This is a genomic window from Corynebacterium sp. KPL3927 (assembly GCF_040225835.1).
Lineage (GTDB): Bacteria > Actinomycetota > Actinomycetes > Mycobacteriales > Mycobacteriaceae > Corynebacterium.
Genome location: NZ_JBEHGD010000031.1, coordinates 1 through 22,649, shown reverse-complemented (window position 1 = coordinate 22,649; position 22,649 = coordinate 1). Strand labels below are relative to the sequence as shown.

Sequence of the window (22,649 nt, the reverse complement as noted above, 5' to 3'; positions counted from 1 at the left end):
GAAGCCGCCGGATCAGCTACACTTACTATCGCATCTTGATTAAATCCCCGTGTCCACTTTCCGGGGTTCGGGCCCAGCAGTTGCAGTCGCAGTGGTAGCTGTAGAAGTAGCAATGAAGCCCCGGTGATTATCGCTACTTTCCTAAGAAATAAAGACATTATTCTCCAACCCTGATAGCTTACTTTTCCAGAAACTTATTTGATCGCCTGAGAGCCGTCAAGAGGTTGTTCAGATTTAAATCTTAGCCAACCATTATTAGGGGCGTGCGCATTCCAAGAGTGCTGATGCATTACTGAGGTTGAGTCGTTGCTGCCATTCTGCATAAGACCAGGTTGCTGAAGCGTAAACGGACCGCCTCAGCGTAAAGTTTCTCAGGTATCGTTCCGTTTCAGTAGATGGGGAAATCTGGAACATGCCAAGGAAATTTGATCAGGATGCCAAGGAACGTCCGGTCCGTCTCGTGGAAGATCGCATCTCGGCGGAAAATACGTCGATGCACCCCGCGTGCCAGGCAGCAGCCCCAAAGTTGGGGTTTCATGGCATACGGCCCTTCTTTGGACTTAACCCTGCCCGCAGTGCCGGGGACATACCAAAGTCCAAACCTGAAGATTTGGCTGCCGAAAACGCAATGCTAGACCGTGTAAATCACCAGCTACACGAGACTAATGAACTTCTGAAGGCTGCCCGAGTTTTTCGCGTCATAACTCGACCCAAAATGTGGGAAATGATCCGATTCATCGATAACTATCGAGATCTTTTCCTAGTCGAATGCATGTGCACCGGCGTTATAAAATAACCGGGCTGGTCAATCGTTTTTATTGTCTCGCATGATTATCGCCAATCCACAGGCCACAACCCGAGGACTTTAGCGATCCTTACCGTCGCGACTGCGTGCTAGTTGAACACAGGAGTACTCTTCACCGTGATAACGACGGCCTCTTTGGCGCCGGCTAACATCCTAATCAAACCCCGAACTTCATACCGAGCCGGAGGCATAAACGTCTACACCACTACACGGGACTTGACCGTCCATATTAACGCAGTGCCCACGGTGGCACCGGTGAAAGATGAGCATGATGTGGTTGTCCCCCACGAAAAACATGACCTTCAACCCCCTGCGAGGCAAGACGGATGACTAACGAGTCTGGCTCCCGCAGCATGGCACTACACCCGCTGCGGGAGCCTTTGTCGTACTCACGCTGGGTTGTGCGCGCTGCATGGCCGCCGAGATTGGGCCAGCGGCAACGCACTTTGCTTACTGGCTAACCACACCGCACGATGGGTTGTGGATCGTAGACCGTGGTCTTGGTCTCGCGGGAAAGCTCCTTGCCGCTGAGATCCTTGATGATACGGGTATCGGACGTCGTAAAGCCCGGTGCACCGGATGATGGCGAACAGTCGCTGCCCGGCACGGACCTCGGTTGTGGCTCGGTCTTGGCCCAACGGCCGTTATTAATGGATTCCACCTCTACCGTCTTGGTGCCTTTCAAGCGGACGGTGATCTCACCGCCGCCAAAATTAGTCTCGATCTGCACTGGGGTATTGAAAGTATTGGTAAATTGCAGGTCAATGGCGCCCTCATACACGGTAGCCTCGCGGCCGGCCGGGTAACGGGAAATGTAGTACGAGTGCGGGGTGTGCGCGGTATCCTGCATGCCCGCGAAGTACGCGGCGTTATATAGCGTAGTGGCGAACTGGGAAATGCCACCGCCCACGGCGGTACCAGAGTGACCGTTGATGATGATGCCGGATTCCACATAGCCCTGCGCGGTGCCGCGGGGGCCGGTATAGCCATTGAGGGAGAAGGTCTCACCTGGGTTCACAACGGCACCGTTGACCTCTTGGGCCACCAGCTGAATATTGCGCCCAGAAGCAGAAGAGAATCCACCGGTGGAGAACTCGCCCACGGTATCGTTAAACGTCGCGTTTTCGGCGTCCTCGGTGGTGAACTCGGCTGGGTCCGGCTTGTAGGTAGCGTCCCACTCGCGGTCATCGCCAGTCACGCGCTTATCAAAGCCTTCCATGGTCGGCTTCCAGTCAATAATCTCGCCGTCCTGGGAGGGAGTGACCTGCTTGGAGCCACCAGCGAATTTCACTTTGGCATTCACGCCAGGCACATCGGCGCCATCGCTGCGCTCTTGCAGCAATTGCTGCGCGCGGTTGCTATCGACTACTAGGTGCAACCGACCATCCTTTTTCTCAATGCTGGTGAACTGGGAAATCTCCGGCTTATTTAGCGTGGCGGTTACGTTATTTTGGGCCTTCAAGGTCAACGGATTATCCAGGGCCTTGGCGGCATCGCCGGTGCGCATCTTTTCAATGGCCTCGTCATTAATAGCCGGCTCAATTTCTTCCGGCTCCACCTGCACGCCAGCCTTATCGAGCCAATTCGCTGCCACCGCATCGTGCAATTCGGTGCCGTCTACGGACTGGCCCAACGTGGGATCGGTGACCTTGAGCTCGCCATCATTAAGCTCCAGCATGCCGTCGACCGGCTCGGTAGAAAGCTCGTCTTTTACGCGGTCAAGGGTGGGCTGCAGCTTGTTATCGTCCACATCGGTTTCTACCGGGATATCTTCGGTAGAGCGAAAGAAGCTGGCCAGGCGGGTAATGGGGTTGAGCGAAGGCTCCTCAATGCCATCGACGGCGGCCTGGTTATCCAGGGCCAGGCCGGATTCGGCAGGGATAAAATCAGATTGCAGTTCGCCGGCGGTCACGGTCACGGGCTGGGTCTCAACGTCCTTGAGCTCGTCCTCAAGCTTGGCCACGGCGGCGGTGCGCTCCATGGCGGAGATATCCACGCCGCCAACGGAGACGCTGCGCGGGATCTTATCCTGATTTGCTATGACATCCCAGGCATAAGCGATGCCCGCAATGAGGACAAAACCCACGATCACGCCAAGCGTGATGAGCCAGCCCTTTGCACCGTTTTTTCCTTCTGCCTTCTTCACGCTTTAAAGGTTAACGGGTGCAGGGGCGTTTTTCCTAGTCGCTGTCCCCATCGCGAACATGGCGGGCGGCATCGCCGAGGCGCTCAGGGTTCAATCTGCCCTCATCCACGGCGCCCACGACGGCATCGATCACGGCGTTGATATCGGCCTCGGTGGACCACAGGGGCATGTCGGCGCCGGCGGCGAGGGAGGTAATGACGGCATCGGCAAGCGGAAGCGAGTCCGAAATGGCCGCCATGCCGCCAATATCATCGGTATAGATGGTGCCGTCATACTGCAAGGCCTCGCGGGCAAGGCCGTAGGCCTCCGGCAGGATGGAAGCAGGGGTCTGGCCATCGCCCAGGCCCGGGACCGCGAGGTGCCCCATCATCAGCGCCGCATTCGGCGCGGCGGGAATGGCGTTTTGGAAGGGAATAAACTCGTGGTTTTCGAGCTCTTCCAGCGGCGGGGTAATGGCCTCCGCCAGGTGGGTATCGCCCGAGGCGCGACCGTGGCCGGGGAAGTGCTTGAATACAGCCTTGACCCCGGCTGCATCCAGCCCGCGGGCGAAGGCGGCGCCGTACTCACCGGCCTGGGCGGGATCGGTGGAAAAGGCGCGATCGCCCACAACCTCGAGGTCATCCCCATCGACATCGAGTACCGGCGCGAAGTCCACGTTGATGCCGTAGTCCATGAGGCGCTTGCCGATGTCCCCTGCCAGCTGTTCTACCTGCTCCGGCGAATTATCCGCCGCCATCTGCTGTGCGGAGGGGTATTCGCCCAGGATTTCTGAAAAACGCTGCACACGCCCGCCCTCGAAGTCGATGGCGACCTCAAAATCGCGACCTACCTCCGCACGCAGGGCGTTAATATTCCGGCCCTCTTCTGCTAACAAACCGGGATCCGCCCAACTGGGGATGAAAATTCCTCCCACGCCGGCCTCCAATTTGGCCTTGGCATCCTCATAGCTGGTCGCCGGCGGCATAAGAACCGAGGCGGCGGTGGCGCGAATATCCTCCGGCGCTGGTGCTGGGATCGTATCCGTGGCGGATGCGGCGGTATCGGACGACGAGGGCGCGGGAGCCGCGGAGTCGTGTGCCTTGTCCTCCTCCGAGGTGGAATTAGAGCAGGCGCTAAGCACCGCCACGAGGCCCAAGCTGGCAATGATGCGGGAATATGTCATGCCTTCCAGTGTGCAGCATTCCTCGCGAACTAACCTAGGCGGTGGGTAGACTAGTGACATGAGTAACGGCAAAACAATGCTAATTGCCTATGATGGCACCGAACGCGCTGACCGCGCCTTGGAGTACGCCGCACAGCTTTTGCGCCCCTCCACGGTGGAAATCCTCACCGCGTGGGAACCGGTGGCACGCCAAACCGCACGCGCCGTGAGCCGCACGGGCATGCACCAGTCCACCGTGTCCCCCGATAGCGTGGAAGACGATCCCGCCTACGAAGAGGCGCTGAAAATCTGCCGCCAAGGCACCAAATTGGCCGAAAACTTAGGCCTAGCCGGCCGCGCCCACCTCGTGGAATCCGCCACCACCATCTCTTCGGCGATCGTGGATGCCGCGCACGAGCTAGACGTGGATGTCATCGTGACCGGCACCCGCGCGCTCACCGGCTTTCGCGCCTGGTGGACCAACTCCACGGCGGACCAGATCGTGCGCAACGCGGGCCTGCCCGTCTTTATCGTCCCACAAGAAAACGATGAAGACGCGGAAGATGACGATCCGGAATACTTCTAAGTAGCTGCTAGTATCTTTAGCCATGGCTCTGGAATCCGATTCTTTAAACAAGCGCACCCTCGGCCCCGCCGTGGGTAGCGCTGTTGTGGGCATCGCCCTGGGCATTATCACCATCATCGGCATCGCCCAGTTCTCCGGCAGCGATACCGTGCCCGAAGGCAATGCGGTCTCCGCCGATGATGCAGTGCTGGGCGGGCCTGAATACGGTTCCCGCGATTAGGTGGGCGCACCGGCGTGCATGACCGGGATCGGACCGACCAGCTCACCCGCGGCCTGCACAGCGGTTCTTATTTAAACCGCTACCGCAGAGCCACCCGCGCCCTGCGCCACCACTGCGCGCGCCTTGCCCGACCCTATCCGCTGGGCATTATTGCCTTGGCGCTCATCCTCGCGGTACAGCCATGGGGGCTAACCGCCGCCGATACCAAACACGATCTAGCCGCGGACCCGCTGCACTTCCTGCGCGGCGCGCTTGCTGCCTATACCGATATATTTACCCTGGGTCAGCTGCAGAACCAGGCCTACGGTTACCTGTTCCCGCAGGGTCCCTTTTTTGTGTTAACCGACCCCCTGCCGGATTGGATAGCCCAACGCCTGTGGTGGCTGCTGGTCTTAAGCGTGGGCTTTATCGGCTTTCATAAACTTGCTACCCGGATAGGCCTGCGCGGCCGGTGGGTCTGGGTGGCCGCAATGCTCTACGCCTTGTCTCCGCGCTCACTGTCCACGCTGACGGCCATTTCTTCTGAAACCTGGCCGGTCATGCTCGCCCCGTGGGTCATCTTGCCCTTCTTGCGAGAGCGGCTCACCTGGCGCGATGCTGCCGCCGCTACGATTCCTGTGGCGCTCATGGGCGCGGTCAACGCCACCGCCACGCTCGCGGCCTGCACCCCAGCGCTTATCATCGTGGTGTACCGCCGCGCCTTCAAGCCCGGCGCGGCCTGGCTGCTTGGCTGCCTGTGCGTATCGGCGTGGTGGATTGGCCCCCTTATTATCTTGGGCCGCTACGCCCCGCCGTTTACGGAATTTATCGAATCTTCCCGCGTGACCACTCGGTGGCTGAACCTGCCGGAGATCCTGCGCGGGACGACGAGCTGGTCGCCCTTTGCGGATGCCGAGCGCATCGCCGGCAACGAGCTCGCGACCTCTGCTTTCTTTGTCCTTATCACCATGGCCGTGGCCGCGATTGGCATATATGGCCTGTGCCGGCTGCCCCGCGTGTGGTCCATCATGCTGATTACCGGCGTAGCGATTTTAGGCTGCCAGGCGGCGTGGTACCTCGACGCGCTCGATGGGGTGCTGGCACCCCTGCGCAACCTGCACAAATTCGATCCGCTGGTGCGCATCCCGTTGCTGTTGGGCTTTGCCCGCGCCTGCCAGCTCCTGCCGCTGCCCACCAGCCTGCGGCCCACCAAGAAGCAGACGGTAGGCGCGCTGGTGCTGCTCGTCTGCATCAGCGCGCTCTCCCCGGCGTGGTCGCAGCGGCTGCTGCCCTTAGGGGCCTACGACGAGGTGCCGAACTATTGGCATGAGGCCACGGATTACATCAACGAGCATGCGGACAATACCCGCACCCTGATCTATCCCGAAGCCTCCTTCGCCCGCCAGGAGTGGGGCTGGACCCGCGATGAGCCGGCGCAGCCGCTTCTTGATGTCCCCTGGGCCGTCCGCGATGCCATCCCCCTCGTGCCGCCGGAGGCCATCCGTGGCCTCGACGGCGTGATGGCAGCGCTAGACGAGGACCCGGCCAGCGGCGTGCGCGCCTTGCAGCGCCTGGGCATCGGCGCGGTGATGGTGCGCCACGATCTTTTTGCCGCCGATAATGACACCTTGAGCAGCAAATTTGGCGGTGAAGTGCATACTTTTGGCGAGGTCGATGTGATCCTGCTCGAGCAGCATTCCATGGCACTGACCTCAGCCGATCCCGTCCGCGTGGCCGGTGGCGGCGAGGCACTCGCTTTCCTCGATGCCCATAATGGCCCTGCCGCCCGCGAGCTGGTGGATAGGGACGCCGATATCGTCACCGATACTCCCACGCTGGTGGATCGCAATTACGGCACGCTCCACGGCGCCGCCTCGGCACCGCTGGCCGCAGACGATCCCAGCCACGTGTATAACCGCCTGCGCGATTATCCCTCCGCCGGCCCACTGACCACGGTGGAGACCCACGGCGGCGATGTCGAGGTCTCTTCTTCTGCCGCCGATGCCACCGCCTTCGGTGGAGCCCAGCCGGAAAAGTCCGCCACCGCCGCCGTCGATGGGGAACATTCCACCGCCTGGTGGCCCGCACCCGGCGATGATGAGGCCTGGATCGAGCTGAGCGGTGACTTTAGCCAACCGAGCCTGAAGCTCATGGCCACCAGCTCCACCACGGTGACGGTGCGCTCGGGCGGCGCTGCAGTAGAAGTGGATCTGCAGCCCTTCCGCTCCAAAACGGTGCGCGTGCCCGGCGGGGATTCCCAGGCAATCCGCGTGGAACTATCCCACCGCACCGGCATCGCGGAACTAGAGGTAGAAGGCCACCCCATCGAGCGCGTGGTCACCGTGCCAGATACCTCGCCGGATGTGCACCAATTCTTCTTCCAGCAGATGGTGCACGATACCGGGGTGCTCATCCGCGATGTCACCGTGCCGCGCCGCATGGAGGTTACCGTGGATTCCACCAAGCCGGTACTCATCGATTCCCACCGGTACTCCCCCGGCAGCACCCTGAGCCTCGAGCCCGGCGTCCACCGCGTGCGCACCACCGGCGCATGGGTGTCCATGACGGAAAAGGGCTGGTCCCCGCCGGACGATTATCGCCTCACCGATTTTTCCATCGCTGCTGCAGAGGAGGAGCGCCTGCTCATTACCGGGCGCGCCTTTAATAAGGGCCTGCGCGGATTTATCGGCGATACCGAGCTCACCGCGTACGAGATCGATGCCGCCACCCAGGCGTTTATCGTCCCCGCGGGCACCAATGGGGAATTCCGCATGACCTTTAAGGCGCAGCCTGCCTACCGCGCCGCCTTGCTCTTTGGGGGCGCGCTCGGCCTGGCCACGCTGGGGTTCTGCCTGCTTTTCGCCGCGCGCCGCAGCCCGCAGCCCACCTGGCACCCGGATCCTGGCGGCATGGCCTCTGCGATGTACTCGCTAGCCTGCCTGGCACTGGTGGGCTGGCCGGCAGTACTTGCGGGCATGGCCGCTTGGCTCATCGTGCGGTGGACCACCATTCCGCGGGCCTTTTTAGCCAGCGGCGTGGTAGCGGCGGCCGGGGCCATCCTCGCCCGGGCCCCGTGGGCCTCAGGGTCCTATGCCGGCGATTCCGTGCTGCTTATGTGCTTATGTGCCGCGGGGCTGGCCTGCTTTTTCGCCGCCGACGGCCCCGGCCCCGGCCCCGGCCCATCAGGAGGTCGCGGCCTGGGCGCTCGATAAGCGTGTAGCTCGCCGCAGAGACCACAATGGTGCCTACCACCGTGACGGCAAGGATGACCCAAAAATCCAGCGGTTTCCCGCTAAACAGCGCCACCCCGGTCAGCGGGAAGGCCACGGCGAGCACCGCCACGTGCCACAGGAAAATGGAATAGGACCACGCGCCCAGCGCCTGCATCAACGGCGAGGTAAGCCACGAGGTTCCACGTGGAACTAGGGCCACCGGCACCACCACGCACGCCGCGAATACCGCCCCGGCAATGATGCGGCGGGCAAATTCCGCCGGCTCCGGATGCTCCAGCCCGGCCGGCCCAAACCAATCCCGGCTCGCCACCCACAGCACGAGCCCCGCCAGCACAACCCAGATCCAGCGCACCTGCAGGAGGCGCGCCGTGCGCTTGCCGATGCCCCTTTCTTCCACCTCCGCCGCCAGCATGCCCACCGCGAACCAGGAGGCATAGGCCGGCGGCCAGATTTGCGAGTTGACCTGGTCCTCGCCGTAGTCCGCGACAAAGGGGATAAAGCCCCACCCCCAGCTCAGTACCGCGGCGCCGGCGATAACGCCCATGCGCCAGCGCTGCGGCAGGCCGCCAATGGCCCACACGAGGAGCGGTAGTACCAGGTAAAAGAAGAACTCCACGCACAGCGACCACAGGTGGGTAAGGCCCGGGGCAAGGCCATCGACTACATAGATCTGCGTGGAGGTCAGGTTGGCGAGGATCTGGGTGGGGGTGATGGAGTGGGCATCGGGAAGCAGCAGCACAACCGATACCACGCAGGCATAATAGGCCGGTGCCAAGCGCGCGATGCGGGAGTGGGCATAGCCGCGCACCGTGTGCAGCCCGCGCCGGCGCCACAGGAGGAAGGCGCTGAGGGCGAAGAAGACGGCGACGAAGAAATCAAAACGCCCGGCAAATCCCCACCCAGTGCCGGTTTGGAAGGATACGTGGGTGACAATGATCCCTAATGCGGCAACCGCGCGTAGGCCGTCTAGCTCCGGCAGGTGCTGGGGTAGTCTTTTCACAGATGCCTGCGTGCGCACGCTTGCTCCTTTACCCCGGAAACCTGAAACTGATTGGATATAGTACTGCAATGAGCCGCTACCTTTGGCCACGCTCGCCACGGACGTGGGTTGTCATTGCCGCAATCATTTTCCTCCTCATTGGTACCCTCGCCCCGACCCTCTACAATAACCGGACCCGCCCGCTGGGCTTGGATCAAGATTTTTCCACCTCGAGCGGACCCACCGATGCGGTATGGATGGACGTGCGCGCCCTCATGGACGGTGAAGCCCCCGCTACCGCATCCGGCGATGACCCGCGCTGCGCCGACAAATCCGCCCCGATGTGGTGCTACCAGCACCACGGGCCGCTGACCTTGGAGCGCACCATTACCACCGGCGAGGTGGACGATGATGACACCATCGCCACCACCGATTCCGTGACCAGCCTGCTGGCTGGAAAAGACAGGGACTCCCAAGAGGAAATCGCCTCCGTTGATCAACACTCCGTGCTCAACCGCGAATCCACGTTCCCGGTGGCGAATCCGGTCAATAAATGGGCCCTCGCCTTTCCCGAGTTCAACGCCGATCTGACCCGGGAAGACTTCGAGCGAGACGGCCTCACCTATTTCTTCCCCTCCGGCACGGAGCAGCGCTCCTACCCATTTTTTGATTTCCTGGCGCAGGAATCCACGCCGATAGACTTTACCGGCGACTCCAAGGTGGATGGCATCCCCATCTATTCCTATCACCAGGACGTACAGCCGCTGCCGCTGAAAAACACCTTTAGCAATATCAGCGCGGATTTGGACAGCACCACTAAAACGGACGAGCTGAAATCCGGCGATTTCCAGTTGAAGGGTCCCGCCAGCCGTTTTTATGACCGCCACTCGCGCGAGCTTTTGGACTTGGATGCGGATGCGACCGTCATTGTCGAGCCCTTTTATACCGTAGGCCGCGATATTTCGGTCGAGCCCACCACCGGCACCATCGTGGATGTCCGGGAAAACGTCAAAGTCTTTTTCGCCACCGATATCCAGCAGGCGGGAACCCTGATCGCAGAGGATGACACAGAGGATCGCTCCGTGCTGGCAGCGGATTTCCGGTGGTCAGAGGACACCCGCTCGGAACGCCTCGCTGAGGTCCGCCCGGTAATCTACGCCATCCGGGGGCTGATGGCCGTTGGCTGGCTGGGCAAGGCCATCGGCGTTTCCCTGCTCATTTTCGCCGCCTACCAGTACATGCGCCGCCACCGTGACGCCCATGATGCCGCGCACGCCTAGGCGCATCCTCCTCGGGCTGTGGGGAATTCTTCTCGTGGCCGCGGTGTGCTGGCCCTTCGCACTGCCCGGTGAATTCCTCTGGCGCGATATGGTGCTCTTAAACGATCCGGGGCTTACCCCATCCGCGCTGGGTGCGGGAAGCCTGCCAGCCCGCAACGCACCACAAGATGGGTTTTTGGCATTACTCGGCGGCGCGTGGACCGCCCGGGTCCTTATCTTTACCGCCGCTGGGGCCGCCGCTCTCACCGCCGCGCTGTGGTCTCGCACCACGGTAGCGGCGCTGGCCGCAATGACCATCGCGGTGGCCAATCCCTTTGTCATCGAACGCCTCCTGCAAGGCCAGTGGTCCTTGGCCATTGCGGCCTGGTTACTCCCGGTCATCGCCTGGGCGGGGCGCCGCCACAGCTGGCTGGCATGGCTGGCCATGTGGGGAGCATCGCTTACCCCCACCGGCGGGTTATTTGCGGTGGTCACCGCCCTGTTTACCTGCCGGAAGCGCGTGGCCCTGGCGGGCTGCCTCTTGTGGCTGCCGTGGCTGGTTCCAGGTCTCTTCCAACCCAGCGTGCCCGGCGATGCCACATCCGCCGTCGCGGCCTTTTCCCCGCGCGCAGAAGAACACGTGGGCACGGTGGGCGCGCTCTTGCGGCTCGGTGGAATCTGGAATGGCGAGGCCGCCCTGGGCTTAGCCGTATTCGGCCTCTTCGTCGCACTTCTCGCACTGGCGGGCGCCCACCGCGTCCCGGCGCGCTTGACCGTCCTGGCCGTGCTGGGACTCGGCGGGGCGCTGGCATGTTGGCTACTGCCCGGCATGCTGGAATGGGCCATCGATAACGTTCCGGGGGCGGGACTCTTGCGCGATAGCCACAAACTCACGATGCTCGCGCTGCCGCTATACGTTGCCTCCATCGGTGCGCTGCCACAGATTCCAGCCGCGCTGGCGCTGGTGGCCGCCACGATCCAGGTCCTTCCCACCCCGTCCCGCCTTGCCGTGCTTACTCCCCGCGATACCGGGGTGGATGAGCAGTTGGTGCGCGATATCGACGGCCGCCTGGCATTTTTCCCTGAGCGGCCCAATTTGGTGGAGGTTCCCACAAGAAATGACGGTGCGCATGGGGAGGCCTCAGGGGTCGCGGTCGATCCCTATTCCAAGGCCGTGCCCTTGGTGGAATCCGGCGAGCTCAGCGTGGACGGTAAAGTCATCGATCAAGCATCTCCGCAATACCGCGCGGCGCTGCGCGCCTGGCAGGACCAAGATATGGCAGGCCTTGCGGAACTTGGGGTGGGCGTCGTGGTGATAGATGGCGCCATCGCCGCAGAGACCGACGCCCCGCGCCCCGAGCTGCCGTGGGCGCTTACCGCCCTGTGGATGACCGCCCCACTACTAAGCCTTGGAGCAATTGCGCAAAGGCAGCGCCGGTCTTCTCCCACGAAAAGCGCGCGGCAAACTCCCGGGCATTAGAACCTAAGCGCCGGCGCAACTCCGCGTTCTCCAATAACTCTTGGGTGGCCGCCACGAAGTCGCCCTCTTCTTCTACAAGGATCCCGGTCTCGCCATCGACTACGCTATCGCGCAGGCCAAATGCATAACCTACTGTGGGAACCCCATGTTGGGCGGCCTCCATGACGGCAAGGCCCCAGCCCTCTTTGTGGGAGGGCATGAGGTGGGCATCGGCACGCGCGAGCAAGGCGTGCTTATAGTCTTCCGTCACCTGGCCGCGAAAACGCACGCGATCCGTCACGCCGAGCTTTTCGGCATAATCGCGCAAATTCGACTCCCACCAGCCCGAGCCAATCACATCCAAAACCGCGCCCGGCGTGCGCGCCACCGTATCCATGGCGTGCTCGATCTGCTTGTGTGGGACTAACCGCGAGAGTGTCACCAGGTGCTTATCCGCCTCGCGCTCGAGGGAAGGTACGTGCGCCGGAATGGGGTCTAGGCCATTGGCGATGATCCGCGCGCCGTCAATGCCGAGCGCCTCCAAATCCTCGCGCGAGGCCTGCGAGACCGTGACGTAGGTCGAATCCCGATATACCCGCGGTGCCACGCGCGATTCCAAGAACCAGCCCAGCCGCCCGAGCACCGGACCAGCCACGGGCCATTGCTCGCGGTGGCAATGGTGGGTAAGTAGCACCGTCGGCGCGCCGGAAATCAACCGCGCGAAGAAGGGAATGCCGTTTTGGGTATCGATGACCGCGTCGATACCGCGCAGATCCCCCAGGCCCATTCTCCCGGCCGCGATGGCCGCCCACGCGCGCGGGTACACGCCAAACTTGGCACCGCCGCGGCTATAGCGCACGCCACCCCGGACTTCCCGGCGCGCCGCATTCATGTGCTTAGAGGTGCGAAAGACCACCTCGTGGCCCTGCGCCGCTAGGTACTCCCCCACGCGTTCGAGGTAACGCTCGGAGCCACCGCCCTGCGGGTGGGTGGAATCGCGCCAGCATAGTAAAAGAATTTTCATCGTGGGGTATTAGCCTAGTGGTTTATGAAACACACCCGCGACATGGCCACGCTCTCCCGCTCCTGGGCGCTGCTGCGCTCTTTCCGCTTCGAGCAAACCCGCCCCGATCTTTTCTACGGCGGCCTGGCAGAAGATACGGCCACGCTGGTGGAAAACTTGGGCCGCGACTTGAGCGTGCCGCTTGCCGATGCCCTCGTGCTCGACGTAGGCGGCGGCCCCGGCTATTTTGCCGCCGCCTTCGCGGACCGCGGCGCGTCCTACGTTGGCCTTGAGCCCGATGCCGGGGAAATGTCCGCTGCCAATATCCGCCTCAGCAATTCCGTGCGTGGCGATGGCACGCGCCTGCCCTTCGCGGACGATTCCTTCGATGTGGTTTATTCCTCTAATGTCGCCGAACACATCCCCCGCCCGTGGGATATGGGCAAAGAAATGTTGCGCGTTACCCGCCCCGGTGGCCTGTGCATCATGAGCTATACCGTCTGGCTCGGCCCCTTCGGCGGCCACGAAACCGGGCTGTGGGAGCACTACATAGGCGGCGCCTTCGCCCGCGACCGCTATACCCGCCGCCACGGGCACCCGCCCAAGAATGTCTTTGGCACCTCACTATTTAATGTCCCCTGCTCCGCAGGCCTCACCTGGGCCGAGTCCACCGGCGCGCTAAAGCTCGCCTTTCCGCGCTACCACCCCAGCTGGGCGTGGTGGCTGACTAAGGTTCCTGGCCTGCGCGAATTCGCCGTATCCAACCTGACGCTGGTATTGCAACCGGACTAGGCCGCGCCACAGCTCGCACCGAGGTTGTCCTACTATACTGCCTAGCATGCCGGACCAACTACAGCGCTCACAGCTCTCCCCCACCGTTCGCGCAGCTCACCTGGGGTGGGCCGTGGCCAGCGTCGTCGCCACATTTGCCGGTGCGGCACTCATTGGCATCGCCTGTGGCCTCATTACAAAGAGCGGTTCCTGGGTCGCCTTTGGCATCGCCATCGGCGGTGCCTTCTTCGGCTTGGGAACGGTCTGGTACGGATTTTCCCGCCGCTTGGGCTGGTCGTGGCGCGATGCCGGGTTTGTGAAAGCCGAGCATTCCTTATGGCACCTGCTGTGGTGGATTCCCCTCGCCATCCTGGGCTCTGGTGCGGCCACGGGTGCCGTCAATGCACTCCTGGGCAGCGAACCAGCCGGCAATAACCTTTCCGCCGGCCTAAAGATCAGCCCCGCCGCCACCATCATGGTGGTACTCAGCACCGCGCTTGTCATTCCCCTCGTAGAAGAGGTGGCCTTTCGCCGCGTCCTATTGGATTGGCTGCAAAATTCCATGCCCACCTGGGCAGCAGCGCTTATCACCGTCGCTGTCTTCGCCCTCGCACACGGCATCCCCGCAGTAATGCTCTACATCGCATTCTTTGGCACCTTTTTGGTGCTAGCACGCCTCTGGTTCAAGACACTTACCGCTCCCCTGTGCATTCACATTGCAAATAACACGGTCGTAGCAATCACGGCCCTAGCGGGACTATCGGGCTAAGGAGTCCCTGCGCAGCGGGAGAAAGAAGCGCTAGTTCAGTAGCCGAGGTAGGACCTAAACTCACAACGCTTCATATCGACAGCGCACAATTTTCGTTATACGATATTTTCATGCCTGTGAACATCACTCAAGACCAACTCGACAATTGGGTTTCCGAAGCAGAAGAAGGCTACGATCCAGAAGTGTTGAAAAAGCGCGGACGTGGACGCCCCGGTCGCGGGGCGGAGCCTGCTCAGGTCGTTGCTGTGCGCCTGACTGCCGATGAACTTAGCGCCCTAGATCGCCTGGCTACGGAAAAGAATCTCACCCGATCCGAGCTTGTCCGCCAAGCAATCAGCGCACTCACGGCGGCATGAGAGCAGCCAAATCTGCCACAAAGCACGGTATCGCAGAAACCGACGGAATCCATGCTGCTTCCTATCCACTGTGGATAGAGCCTCTTGATGATGACCCTAGTCAATGGCGAGAACTCCGCCTCGGTTTTGATACCCATGCTCGACTGCTGGAAACCGTCGTGGTTGTTGCCTCCGACGGGGACGAACTATTAATCCATGTAATGAAAGCCCGACCACACTACAGCAAGCTCATCGAATAACGACGTCCCGATCCTCACCGGTTGAGGCACTCGCCGAGGGGCCCTGTTGGATCCGTGACCAATCCTAGAGACGATTTATTCCCACTTTCGTAGTGCAGGAATCGTTCCGAGGCCTAAACCACAGAATGTGTTGTTTAACCCCAACAAAGATCTAACCCCAGAGCATTACGCTGCTGGGGTTAGCTTTATGCGGGGAATTACCGCGGATAAACGCGTTAGGAAGCTGCGTCCTCCACGCGCTTCTTCAGGGCGCGGAACTGGTCCCACACTTCCTCAGGCACACGGGAACCCAAGAAGTTCAGGTACTCGGCGTTGTCTTGCATATCGCCTTCCCATTCCTTCGGGTCAACGGCGAGTGCGGCGCGAACGTCGTCGACTTCAAAGTCAAGGCCTTCCAAGTCGATGTCCTCGGCGCGGGCAGTGCGTCCGACCACCGTGTCCTCGGCTTCCACGTTGCCTTCAATGCGGTCGATGATCCACTTGAGAACGCGGGAGTTCTCGCCAAAGCCCGGCCACAGGAAGCGGCCATCGTCGCCGCGGCGGAACCAGTTAACGAGGAAGACCTCCGGCATGCGGTCGCCGCCCTTTTTACCCATGTCAACCCAGTGCTGCAGGTAGTCACCGGCGTTGTAGCCCATGAACGGCAGCATGGCCATTGGGTCGTGACGCAGCGCACCAACTTCACCCTCTGCGGCTGCGGTCTGGCCAGAAGACAGCAGTGCACCGATCATGGTGCCGTGGTTCCAGTCGAAGGACTGGGTAACCAGCGGAACCGTGGTCTTGCGACGGCCGCCGAAGAGAATGGCATCAATCTTGACGCCCTTCCAGTCGTCGTACTCCGGCGCGGCGGTGGGGCACTGGGAAATCGGCACGCAGTAGCGGGAGTTCGGGTGGGCGGCCTTGGTGGACGATGCCGGAGTCCAGTCTTCACCGGTCCAGGAGATGAGGTGCTCTGGTGCCTCGTCGGTCATGTCCTCCCACCAGACATCGCCGTCATCGGTAAGCGCAACGTTGGTGAACAAGGTATTGCCCGGCTTCATGGTATCCATGGCGATCGGGTTGGAATCGTAGTTGGTGCCAGGGGCCACGCCGAAGAAACCGTTTTCCGGGTTCACGGCGTAGAGGCCGTCCTCACGCAGGTGCAGCCAGGCGATGTCATCGCCCACGACCTCAGCCTTCCAACCAGGAATGGTGGGGGTAATCATGGCCAGGTTGGTCTTACCGCACTGGGACGGGAATGCGGCGGCGACGTGGTAGTTCTTGCCCTCCGGGTTGGTCAGCTTCAGGATGAGCATGTGCTCAGCCATCCAGCCTTCTTCCTTGGCCATGACGGACGCGATGCGCAGCGCGTAGCACTTCTTGGCCAAGATGGCATTGCCGCCGTAACCGGAACCGTAGGACCAAATCTCCTTGGTCTCTGGGAACTGGGTGATGTACTTATTGTCGTTGCACGGCCAGGCAACGTCTTCTTCGCCTGGCTGCAGCGGGGCGCCGACGGAGTGGAGGGCGTGGACGAAATCGCCGTCTGTGCCGATCTTGTCCAGTGCTTCTGCGCCCATGCGGGTCATGATGCGCATGGACAAGACCACATAAGCGGAATCGGTCAACTGCACGCCAAGCTTGGGCTCTGGATCGCTAATCGGGCCCATGCAGAAAGGAACGACATACATGGTCCGGCCCTTCATGGATCCACGGAAGGCCTCCGTCATTTCTTCCTTCATGGCCTTTGGCGGTGCCCAGTTATTGGTTGGGCCCGCATCTTTTTCCTTCGAGGTGCAGATGAAGGTGCGGGATTCCACGCGGGCAACGTCCGCTGGGTTGGACCGCGCCAAGTAGGAATTCGGGCGCTTTTCCTCATTTAGCTTGATGAGGGTGCCTTTATCGACCAGCTCTGCGGCGAGGCGGTCAGCCTCTTCCTGCGAGCCATCCACAAAAGCCACCTCGTCCGGCTGGAAAAGCTCAACGCTTTCATTAATCCAATCGATCAGTTCTTGATTGTCTGTAGGCAGCTCTCCAACGAGGCCCTGAATGGTGGCGGTCATTAAAAATTCTCCTCTGGATAGGATGTGAAAATCGGGGCATATCACGGCCCAACTTTGCCTTCCGCCTCCAGATTAACCGGCAAAGCCAAAATATTGGCCACATTAAGTGTCATTTTTCCCACTCCGGTTATATCCACCGCCGTGAGCGGACGTTTACCAAGCACACTATGGATAATTGTGATATTAGGCGTGATTTTCTCCACACCATTTCGGGGGCATTAAAGTATCCTATTTACCCATTCTATGCCACAAGGGGTCACCCCCGTTGAATCCACCGGTTATCCTCTTCCCCCATACAGCGGGGAAAACACCCGGCGCGGCATATTGCTTGCCATGCCTGGACAGGGAAAAATAGGGCGCAATGAATAGCACGGATAATTCTCAAAACACCCCTGCCGGAGAAATGCCGCCGGGTCGCCCGCCGCAAACGGACTTCAATGCGGTCTTTGATAATGACCTGGACTACCCGCGCCTGGGCAATGTCACCTTCCGCCGCGGCACGCTCACGGATAACCAGCACCAGCTTTTTGAGCAGCGCTGGCCCGAGCTGGGCCGCGTCTTAAGCGATGAGCTTATCGATGTCGATGAGTGGTTCGGTCGCACCGGCGCCAAAACCATCGTGGAAATCGGCTCCGGCACCGGTACCTCCACCGCGGCCATGGCACCGCTGGAGCAGGACACCAATATCATCGCGGTAGAACTCTATAAGCCCGGCTTGGCCAAGCTCATGGGCCAGGTCGAGCGCGAGGGCATCGATAATATCCGCATGATCCGCGGCGATGGCGTGGAGGTGATGGTGCGCATGATTGCCCCGGAATCCCTCGATGGAATCCGCGTCTTTTTCCCGGACCCCTGGCCCAAGGCGCGCCACCACAAGCGCCGCATCATCCAATCCGGCACGCTCAACCTCTTTGCCTCCCGGCTAAAGAAGGGTGGAGTCCTGCACGTTGCTACCGACCACGCGGGTTATGCCGAATGGATAGATGAGCTCGTGCACGTCGAACCCAGCCTGGAGTACAAGGGCTGGCCGTGGCCAGACTGCCCGCAATTGGTGGATCGGCAGATCATCACCAAGTTTGAGGGCAAGGGCCTAGATAAAGAACACATCATTACTGAATACCTGTGGGAGAAGAAGTAAATGAGCACCTATCTACTGGTGTGGGACGCACCCAATATGGATATGGGGCTCGGCTCCCTGCTTGGCGGGCGCCCCACCGCAGCGCATCGCCCGCGTTTTGATGCCATCGGCCGGTGGCTGGTCCACCGCGCGATGGATGTCGATGCCGATCCGCAGGCCGCAGTATTCACCAATGTCTCCCCCGGCGGCGCCGATGTGATTCGCCCGTGGGTAGAGGCCATCCGCAACGTGGGCTTTGGCGTCTTTGCCAAGCCGAAGATCCACGAAGATGATGACGTGGATCCTGACATGATCGACCACATTGAAAAACTGCGCGATGATCTCGCCGGCGTCGTGGTGGCCTCTGCCGATGGCCAGAACTTTCAGCCCTTGCTGGAAGAACTCATTGATGAGGGCCTGCCCGTCACCGTCATGGGTTTCCACGAACACGCCTCCTGGGCCGTGGGCCACCCCGAGATCGACTTCGTTGACCTAGAAGATATTGACGGCGTCTTCCGCGAGCCGCTGCCCCGCGTCAACCTGGATAACCTGCCTGAAGGTGGTGCATGGCTCCAGCCATTCCGCCCGCTGGCTGCGCTACTGAATAATAGCTAGGAGGCTTACCCCACATGTTTGAAAAATGGGGACGATTTTCCTATGCGCACCGCAAGGTCATTCCCATCGTCATCCTCGGTGCCATCCTTGCCCTCTTCGTAGGTTTTGGAACCCAGCTCGAGGAACGCATGAGCCAGGAAGGCTGGGAGGACCCGAATGCGGCATCGACAAGCGCGGCGCAGATCGAGCAGGAAACCTTCGGCCGCGATAATTCCGGCGACGTTGTTTTGCTCTTTAGCTCGCCCGATGAGAACTTCGATGCTGCCAAGGAGCACTTGGCGCAGCTCAAAAAGGATTACCCGGATCAGATTGACTCTGTCACCAGCTATTTCGATAGCAAGAACCCCAACCTGGTCAACGATGATCACTCGCTGGCCTTTGCCGCCATTGGGCTCAAGGGCGATGACGAACAAACGCTGCAGGATTTCCGCGCCATCGAGGGTGCGCTGACGGATACCTCCGCGCCGGTCGAGGTTGCCGGTGCCACGGCTGTGGCGGACGCCCTCGATGAAGGCATGGCAGAAGATATTGCGCGTGCGGAAAAGGCAGCGCTGCCGCTCGTTGGCCTGCTGCTCCTCGTGGTCTTTGGTTCCGTGGTGGCGGCGTTCATGCCGCTTATTGTCGGTGGCCTATCCATCCTGGGCTCGCTGGGCATTTTGGCCATCCTGGCCGGTTTCCTGCAGGTCAACGTCTTTGCCCAAGCAGTGGTCACGCTGCTGGGGCTGGGCCTGGCCATCGATTACGGCCTATTTATGGTCTCCCGCTTCCGCGAGGAGCTGGATAAGGGAAGCTCCACCAAGGATGCCGTGGCCACCACCACCGCCACCGCCGGGCAGACCGTGGTCTTTTCCGCGGCGATGGTCGCCGTCGCACTCTCCGGACTCTTCCTCTTCCCCCAGGCCTTCTTGAAGTCCGTTGCCTATGGCTCGATTTCCGCCGTCGGCCTGGCGGCCTTGCTGTCCGTCACCGTGCTGCCGGCCCTGTTCGGCATGCTCGGGCCCAAGATCGATCTGTGGTCGGTGCGCCGCACCTCCCGCACGGCCCGCACCATTCAGGACACCTGGTGGTACAAGCTACCGCGCTGGGCCATGCGCCGCGCCAAGGGCCTGACCCTGGCCATCTGCGGCCTGCTCATCGCGCTGGCGCTGCCGATCATGAGCATCACCTTTGGCGGCATCAACGAGACCTACCTGCCGCCCAACCACGACACCCGCGTGGCGCAGGATAGCTTCAACGACGAGTTTCCAGCCTTCCGCACCGAGCCGGTCAAGCTCGTAGTGGAAAATGCCACCAACGAGCAGCTTGTCGATGTCGTCATGCAGGTCCGCGGCCTCGACGGCCTTACCGAGCCCATGGGGCCATCGACCGCCACCAAGGACGGGACCACTGTCCTTTCGGCCGGCATTGAGGACCGCGAGGACTACGCACGGATCGTCCACGAGCTCGAGGATGTCACCGCGCCCGAGGGCGTCAACCTTTATGTCGGCGGCACGCCAGCCATGGAAGTGGAATCGCTCGATGCCCTCTTCCACAAGCTGCCGTGGATGGCGCTGTACGTCGTCCTCGCCACCTTCATCCTCATGGCATTAGTCTTTGGCTCCTTCGTGCTGCCGATAAAGGCCATTGTCATGACGCTTCTGACCCTGGGCGCCACCCTAGGCATCCTCACGCTCATGTTCGTCATCGGCGTGGGCTCCGGCGCGCTGAACTTCTCGCCCGGCCCGCTCATGAGCCCCATTCTGGTGCTGATCATCGCCATCATTTATGGCCTGTCCACCGACTACGAGGTCTTTTTGGTCTCCCGCATGGTGGAAGCCCGGCGGCGCGGCGATTCCACGGACGAGGCCATCGCCGCCGGTACCGCGCATACTGGCGGCATCATCACGGCGGCGGCCCTGATAATGATCGTGGTGGCGGGCGCGTTCGGCTTCTCCGATATCGTGATGATGAAATACATCGCGTACGGCATGATTTTTGCTCTGCTTATCGATGCCACAATTGTCCGAATGCTCCTCGTCCCCGCCGTCATGCACCTGCTGCGCGAGGATAACTGGTGGGCGCCTAGCTGGCTGCACCATTTGACCACTAGGCTTTCAGGTAGTACCACCCGCCGTGGGAAGACCATTCCCTTCAGTGAGTTAAAGCGGCGCCTTGAAGGAGATAAATAATTGAAAAATTGGCTGCAAGTTATCGCCTCGCTCATAGTCCTAGCCATCCTCATCTACGTCTTCCGCGATGAGCTGGACTTTTTGAGCGAAGGCTTCTCACGGCTCTCCCACGCCGAACCGGGTCCGGTAACGCTCGTGGTCATCGCCTCCATCCTCTCCGTCGTGGCGATGGGTGAGGTCATGCGCCTGCTCATCCGGGCCGGCGGCGTGGAAGTGGAGGGCACAGAAACCGCTGCTCTTACCTTTGCATCCAATTCCTGGTCCACCACCATGCCCGCAGGCCCGGCCTTTTCTGCCATCTTGACCTTCCATGTGCAGCGCACCTGGGGCGCCTCGGTGGTCCTGTGCGGTTGGTTCTTCGTGCTCTCTTCCGCCATTTCCACCCTGTGGTTGGTGCTCATTGGGCTTGGCGGCGTGCTTTTCCTCAACGCCGATATGGCCCTGTGGTCCCTCATCGGCACATTGGCAGCGATGCTGGCGCTCTCCGGCGGGCTCTTCTGGCTGAGTAATCACCCCGAAACGTTGGAGCGCTGGGTGAAAAAGCAGCGGCTGGTAAAGGGTTCGAAGCGCGAAACCCTACTCGAACACGTGGAGAGCCTCAAGGAAGTACACCTCACCCGCCGGCAATTCGCCTGGGCATCGTTCTATTCCTTGGCCAACCGGCTCATTGACATGGTCTCGCTCTGGGGCTGCGTGTGGGCCGTGACCGGCCAAATGCCCACGACCGATTCGGCCGATAACACCACCACCATCGCCGGCGTCGCACTGGCTTATCTCACTGCCAAGCTGGCCGGCTCCGCCCAGGTCACCCCGGCGGGTCTGGGCACGGTGGAAGCGGCGATCATCGCCACGCTCGTGGCCACGGGCATGACCGCAGTCGATGCCACCAGTACAGCGATTATCTACCGCCTTATCTCTTTTGCCTTCATCACCGCTATTGGTTGGGTCATTTATTTCTGGCACTATGCCCGCAAGGGCATTACCTACGCCGCGCTATCCCGTAAAGAAAAAGAAAAGGAAACCGTATGACTTCGACGCGTATCGCTCCGCTCATTGACATCATCGCCTTGATGATTTTCGCCATCGCCGCCCGTCTCGCCCACGGTGGACTGAGCTTTTCCAGCTGGGTCGATGCCTTCTGGCCCTGGGCTGTAGGCGCGCTCATCGGCTGGGCCATTATCCTGGCCACAAAGGTCCAGGGCAAGTGGAAAGAGGGCGTTGTAGTCTGGCTGTCTGCCATCATCGGCGGCATGGCCTTGTGGATCATGGTCAATGGCCGCCTGCCCCATTGGAGCTTCCTCATCGTGGCAACCGTGATGTCCGCCCTGTTCTTCTTTGGCTGGCGGCTATTTGCCCGCAAGTAGCAGATGCGACACAGCGGCTTTTCCTCTATAGGGAAAGCCGCTTTACATTTGGCACACATCAGTCAAAACTGGTCGCTCCCACTGGTGTGGTGCATATGGAGCCGGTGGTGAGCCTCGTGCCTGCGCACAAGGGCCTGACCCCTGGAAAGTGGACACGTCGGGGGTTAGGTCCCTGCTTTACAAGAGCTTCTCTAGAGGGAAATCCTTACTGATCCAGATTCTTTCCTTGGCACGCTCATTTAAGTCCTCATAGTAGCTTAAGAAATCTCCGATGGACTGCGCTTTTGCATCTGTAGCTTCTTCTCCTCCAGCCCATACAATGGTTGCGTCCTTTAGTGTGGTGTAACGCTTGCTGATGGTGAGCCCCGGAAATAGTGGGGCGGTCACCGTCAGTTAAC

19 protein-coding genes are annotated in these 22,649 nt (G+C 61.0%); 14 read left to right on the top strand and 5 right to left on the bottom strand.

From position 1 onward, the window contains the following. Positions 1-1,262: 1,262 nt before the first annotated feature. Together ABRP86_RS10945 and ABRP86_RS10940 are read right to left on the bottom strand one after the other, a co-directional pair. Positions 1,263-2,951 carry a VanW family protein gene (locus ABRP86_RS10945; protein ID WP_349864312.1) on the bottom strand — a complete coding sequence of 563 codons (1,689 nt, stop codon included), beginning with the start codon at positions 2,949-2,951 and terminating at the stop codon, positions 1,263-1,265. Positions 2,952-2,985: 34 nt separating this feature from the next. Further along, positions 2,986-4,113, bottom strand: a complete 1,128-nt coding sequence (locus ABRP86_RS10940; protein WP_349864309.1) for a glycoside hydrolase family 3 N-terminal domain-containing protein — start codon at positions 4,111-4,113, stop codon at positions 2,986-2,988. A gap of 58 nt (positions 4,114-4,171) precedes the next feature. On the opposite strand from ABRP86_RS10940, the gene ABRP86_RS10935 reads away from it, so the two are divergent. From ABRP86_RS10935 to ABRP86_RS10925, 3 genes are read left to right on the top strand one after another with little or no spacing between them, the layout of a single operon-like run. After that, complete coding sequence (locus ABRP86_RS10935) at positions 4,172-4,678, top strand: universal stress protein (RefSeq protein WP_349864308.1); 507 nt, start codon at positions 4,172-4,174, stop codon at positions 4,676-4,678. Between the two features lie 22 nt (positions 4,679-4,700). Continuing rightward, complete coding sequence (locus tag ABRP86_RS10930) at positions 4,701-4,898, top strand: DUF2613 domain-containing protein (protein WP_349853511.1); 198 nt, start codon at positions 4,701-4,703, stop codon at positions 4,896-4,898. Between the two features lie 14 nt (positions 4,899-4,912). After that, positions 4,913-8,089, top strand: a complete 3,177-nt coding sequence (locus tag ABRP86_RS10925) for an alpha-(1->3)-arabinofuranosyltransferase domain-containing protein (RefSeq protein WP_349864306.1) — start codon at positions 4,913-4,915, stop codon at positions 8,087-8,089. Here ABRP86_RS10925 and ABRP86_RS10920 read toward each other — a convergent pair. Next, positions 7,989-9,128, bottom strand: a complete 1,140-nt coding sequence (locus tag ABRP86_RS10920; protein WP_349864304.1) for an acyltransferase family protein — start codon at positions 9,126-9,128, stop codon at positions 7,989-7,991. The genes ABRP86_RS10925 and ABRP86_RS10920 overlap by 101 nt on opposite strands. Before the next feature lie 50 nt (positions 9,129-9,178). On the opposite strand from ABRP86_RS10920, the gene ABRP86_RS10915 reads away from it, so the two are divergent. Both ABRP86_RS10915 and ABRP86_RS10910 read left to right on the top strand, forming a co-directional pair. Further along, positions 9,179-10,369: a PorA family protein gene (locus ABRP86_RS10915; RefSeq protein WP_023024227.1), complete on the top strand. Its 1,191-nt coding sequence runs from the start codon at positions 9,179-9,181 to the stop codon at positions 10,367-10,369. Then, positions 10,350-11,828, top strand: coding sequence for an MmpA family trehalose lipid delivery protein (locus ABRP86_RS10910; protein ID WP_349864301.1), 1,479 nt, complete (start codon positions 10,350-10,352; stop codon positions 11,826-11,828). The genes ABRP86_RS10915 and ABRP86_RS10910 overlap by 20 nt, the downstream gene beginning before the upstream one ends. Here the strand turns inward: ABRP86_RS10910 and ABRP86_RS10905 are convergent. Beyond that, positions 11,722-12,831, bottom strand: a complete 1,110-nt coding sequence (locus ABRP86_RS10905; protein WP_349864299.1) for a glycosyltransferase family 4 protein — start codon at positions 12,829-12,831, stop codon at positions 11,722-11,724. The two genes, ABRP86_RS10910 and ABRP86_RS10905, sit on opposite strands and share 107 nt — an antisense overlap. 24 nt (positions 12,832-12,855) lie before the next feature. Between ABRP86_RS10905 and ABRP86_RS10900 the strand changes: the two genes are divergently transcribed. The 4 genes from ABRP86_RS10900 (at position 12,856) to ABRP86_RS10885 (ending at position 14,945) form a co-directional block, all read left to right on the top strand. Next, positions 12,856-13,602, top strand: a complete 747-nt coding sequence (locus ABRP86_RS10900) for a class I SAM-dependent methyltransferase (RefSeq protein ID WP_349853519.1) — start codon at positions 12,856-12,858, stop codon at positions 13,600-13,602. A gap of 46 nt (positions 13,603-13,648) precedes the next feature. After that, positions 13,649-14,350 carry a CPBP family intramembrane glutamic endopeptidase gene (locus tag ABRP86_RS10895; RefSeq protein WP_349864297.1) on the top strand — a complete coding sequence of 234 codons (702 nt, stop codon included), beginning with the start codon at positions 13,649-13,651 and terminating at the stop codon, positions 14,348-14,350. 110 nt (positions 14,351-14,460) lie between these two features. After that, on the top strand, positions 14,461-14,706 hold the full coding sequence (locus ABRP86_RS10890) for a ribbon-helix-helix domain-containing protein (protein WP_005285139.1): 246 nt from the start codon (positions 14,461-14,463) through the stop codon (positions 14,704-14,706). After that, positions 14,703-14,945 (top strand): toxin, encoded by a 243-nt coding sequence (locus tag ABRP86_RS10885; RefSeq protein ID WP_349864295.1) that lies wholly within the window; start codon positions 14,703-14,705, stop codon positions 14,943-14,945. The genes ABRP86_RS10890 and ABRP86_RS10885 overlap by 4 nt, the downstream gene beginning before the upstream one ends. 215 nt (positions 14,946-15,160) lie before the next feature. Here the strand turns inward: ABRP86_RS10885 and ABRP86_RS10880 are convergent, their stop codons facing one another. Beyond that, complete coding sequence (locus ABRP86_RS10880; RefSeq protein WP_349864292.1) at positions 15,161-16,987, bottom strand: phosphoenolpyruvate carboxykinase (GTP); 1,827 nt, start codon at positions 16,985-16,987, stop codon at positions 15,161-15,163. A 361-nt stretch (positions 16,988-17,348) separates the two neighbouring features. Between ABRP86_RS10880 and trmB the strand changes: the two genes are divergently transcribed. From trmB to ABRP86_RS10855, 5 genes are read left to right on the top strand one after another with little or no spacing between them, the layout of a single operon-like run. Continuing rightward, the gene (gene trmB / locus ABRP86_RS10875; protein WP_284772122.1) at positions 17,349-18,125 is read left to right on the top strand and encodes a tRNA (guanosine(46)-N7)-methyltransferase TrmB; all 777 of its coding nucleotides are present in this window, start codon (positions 17,349-17,351) and stop codon (positions 18,123-18,125) included. Next, complete coding sequence (locus tag ABRP86_RS10870) at positions 18,126-18,719, top strand: NYN domain-containing protein (protein ID WP_349864289.1); 594 nt, start codon at positions 18,126-18,128, stop codon at positions 18,717-18,719. Positions 18,720-18,733: 14 nt separating this feature from the next. Then, positions 18,734-20,887 (top strand): MMPL family transporter, encoded by a 2,154-nt coding sequence (locus ABRP86_RS10865; protein ID WP_349864286.1) that lies wholly within the window; start codon positions 18,734-18,736, stop codon positions 20,885-20,887. Further along, a complete protein-coding gene (locus tag ABRP86_RS10860) occupies positions 20,888-21,916 on the top strand; it encodes a lysylphosphatidylglycerol synthase transmembrane domain-containing protein (RefSeq protein ID WP_023024251.1) in 1,029 nt (342 codons plus the stop codon). It begins immediately after the preceding gene. Beyond that, positions 21,913-22,251, top strand: coding sequence for a DUF3054 domain-containing protein (locus tag ABRP86_RS10855; RefSeq protein ID WP_239275399.1), 339 nt, complete (start codon positions 21,913-21,915; stop codon positions 22,249-22,251). The genes ABRP86_RS10860 and ABRP86_RS10855 overlap by 4 nt, the downstream gene beginning before the upstream one ends. Positions 22,252-22,649 lie beyond the last annotated feature (398 nt).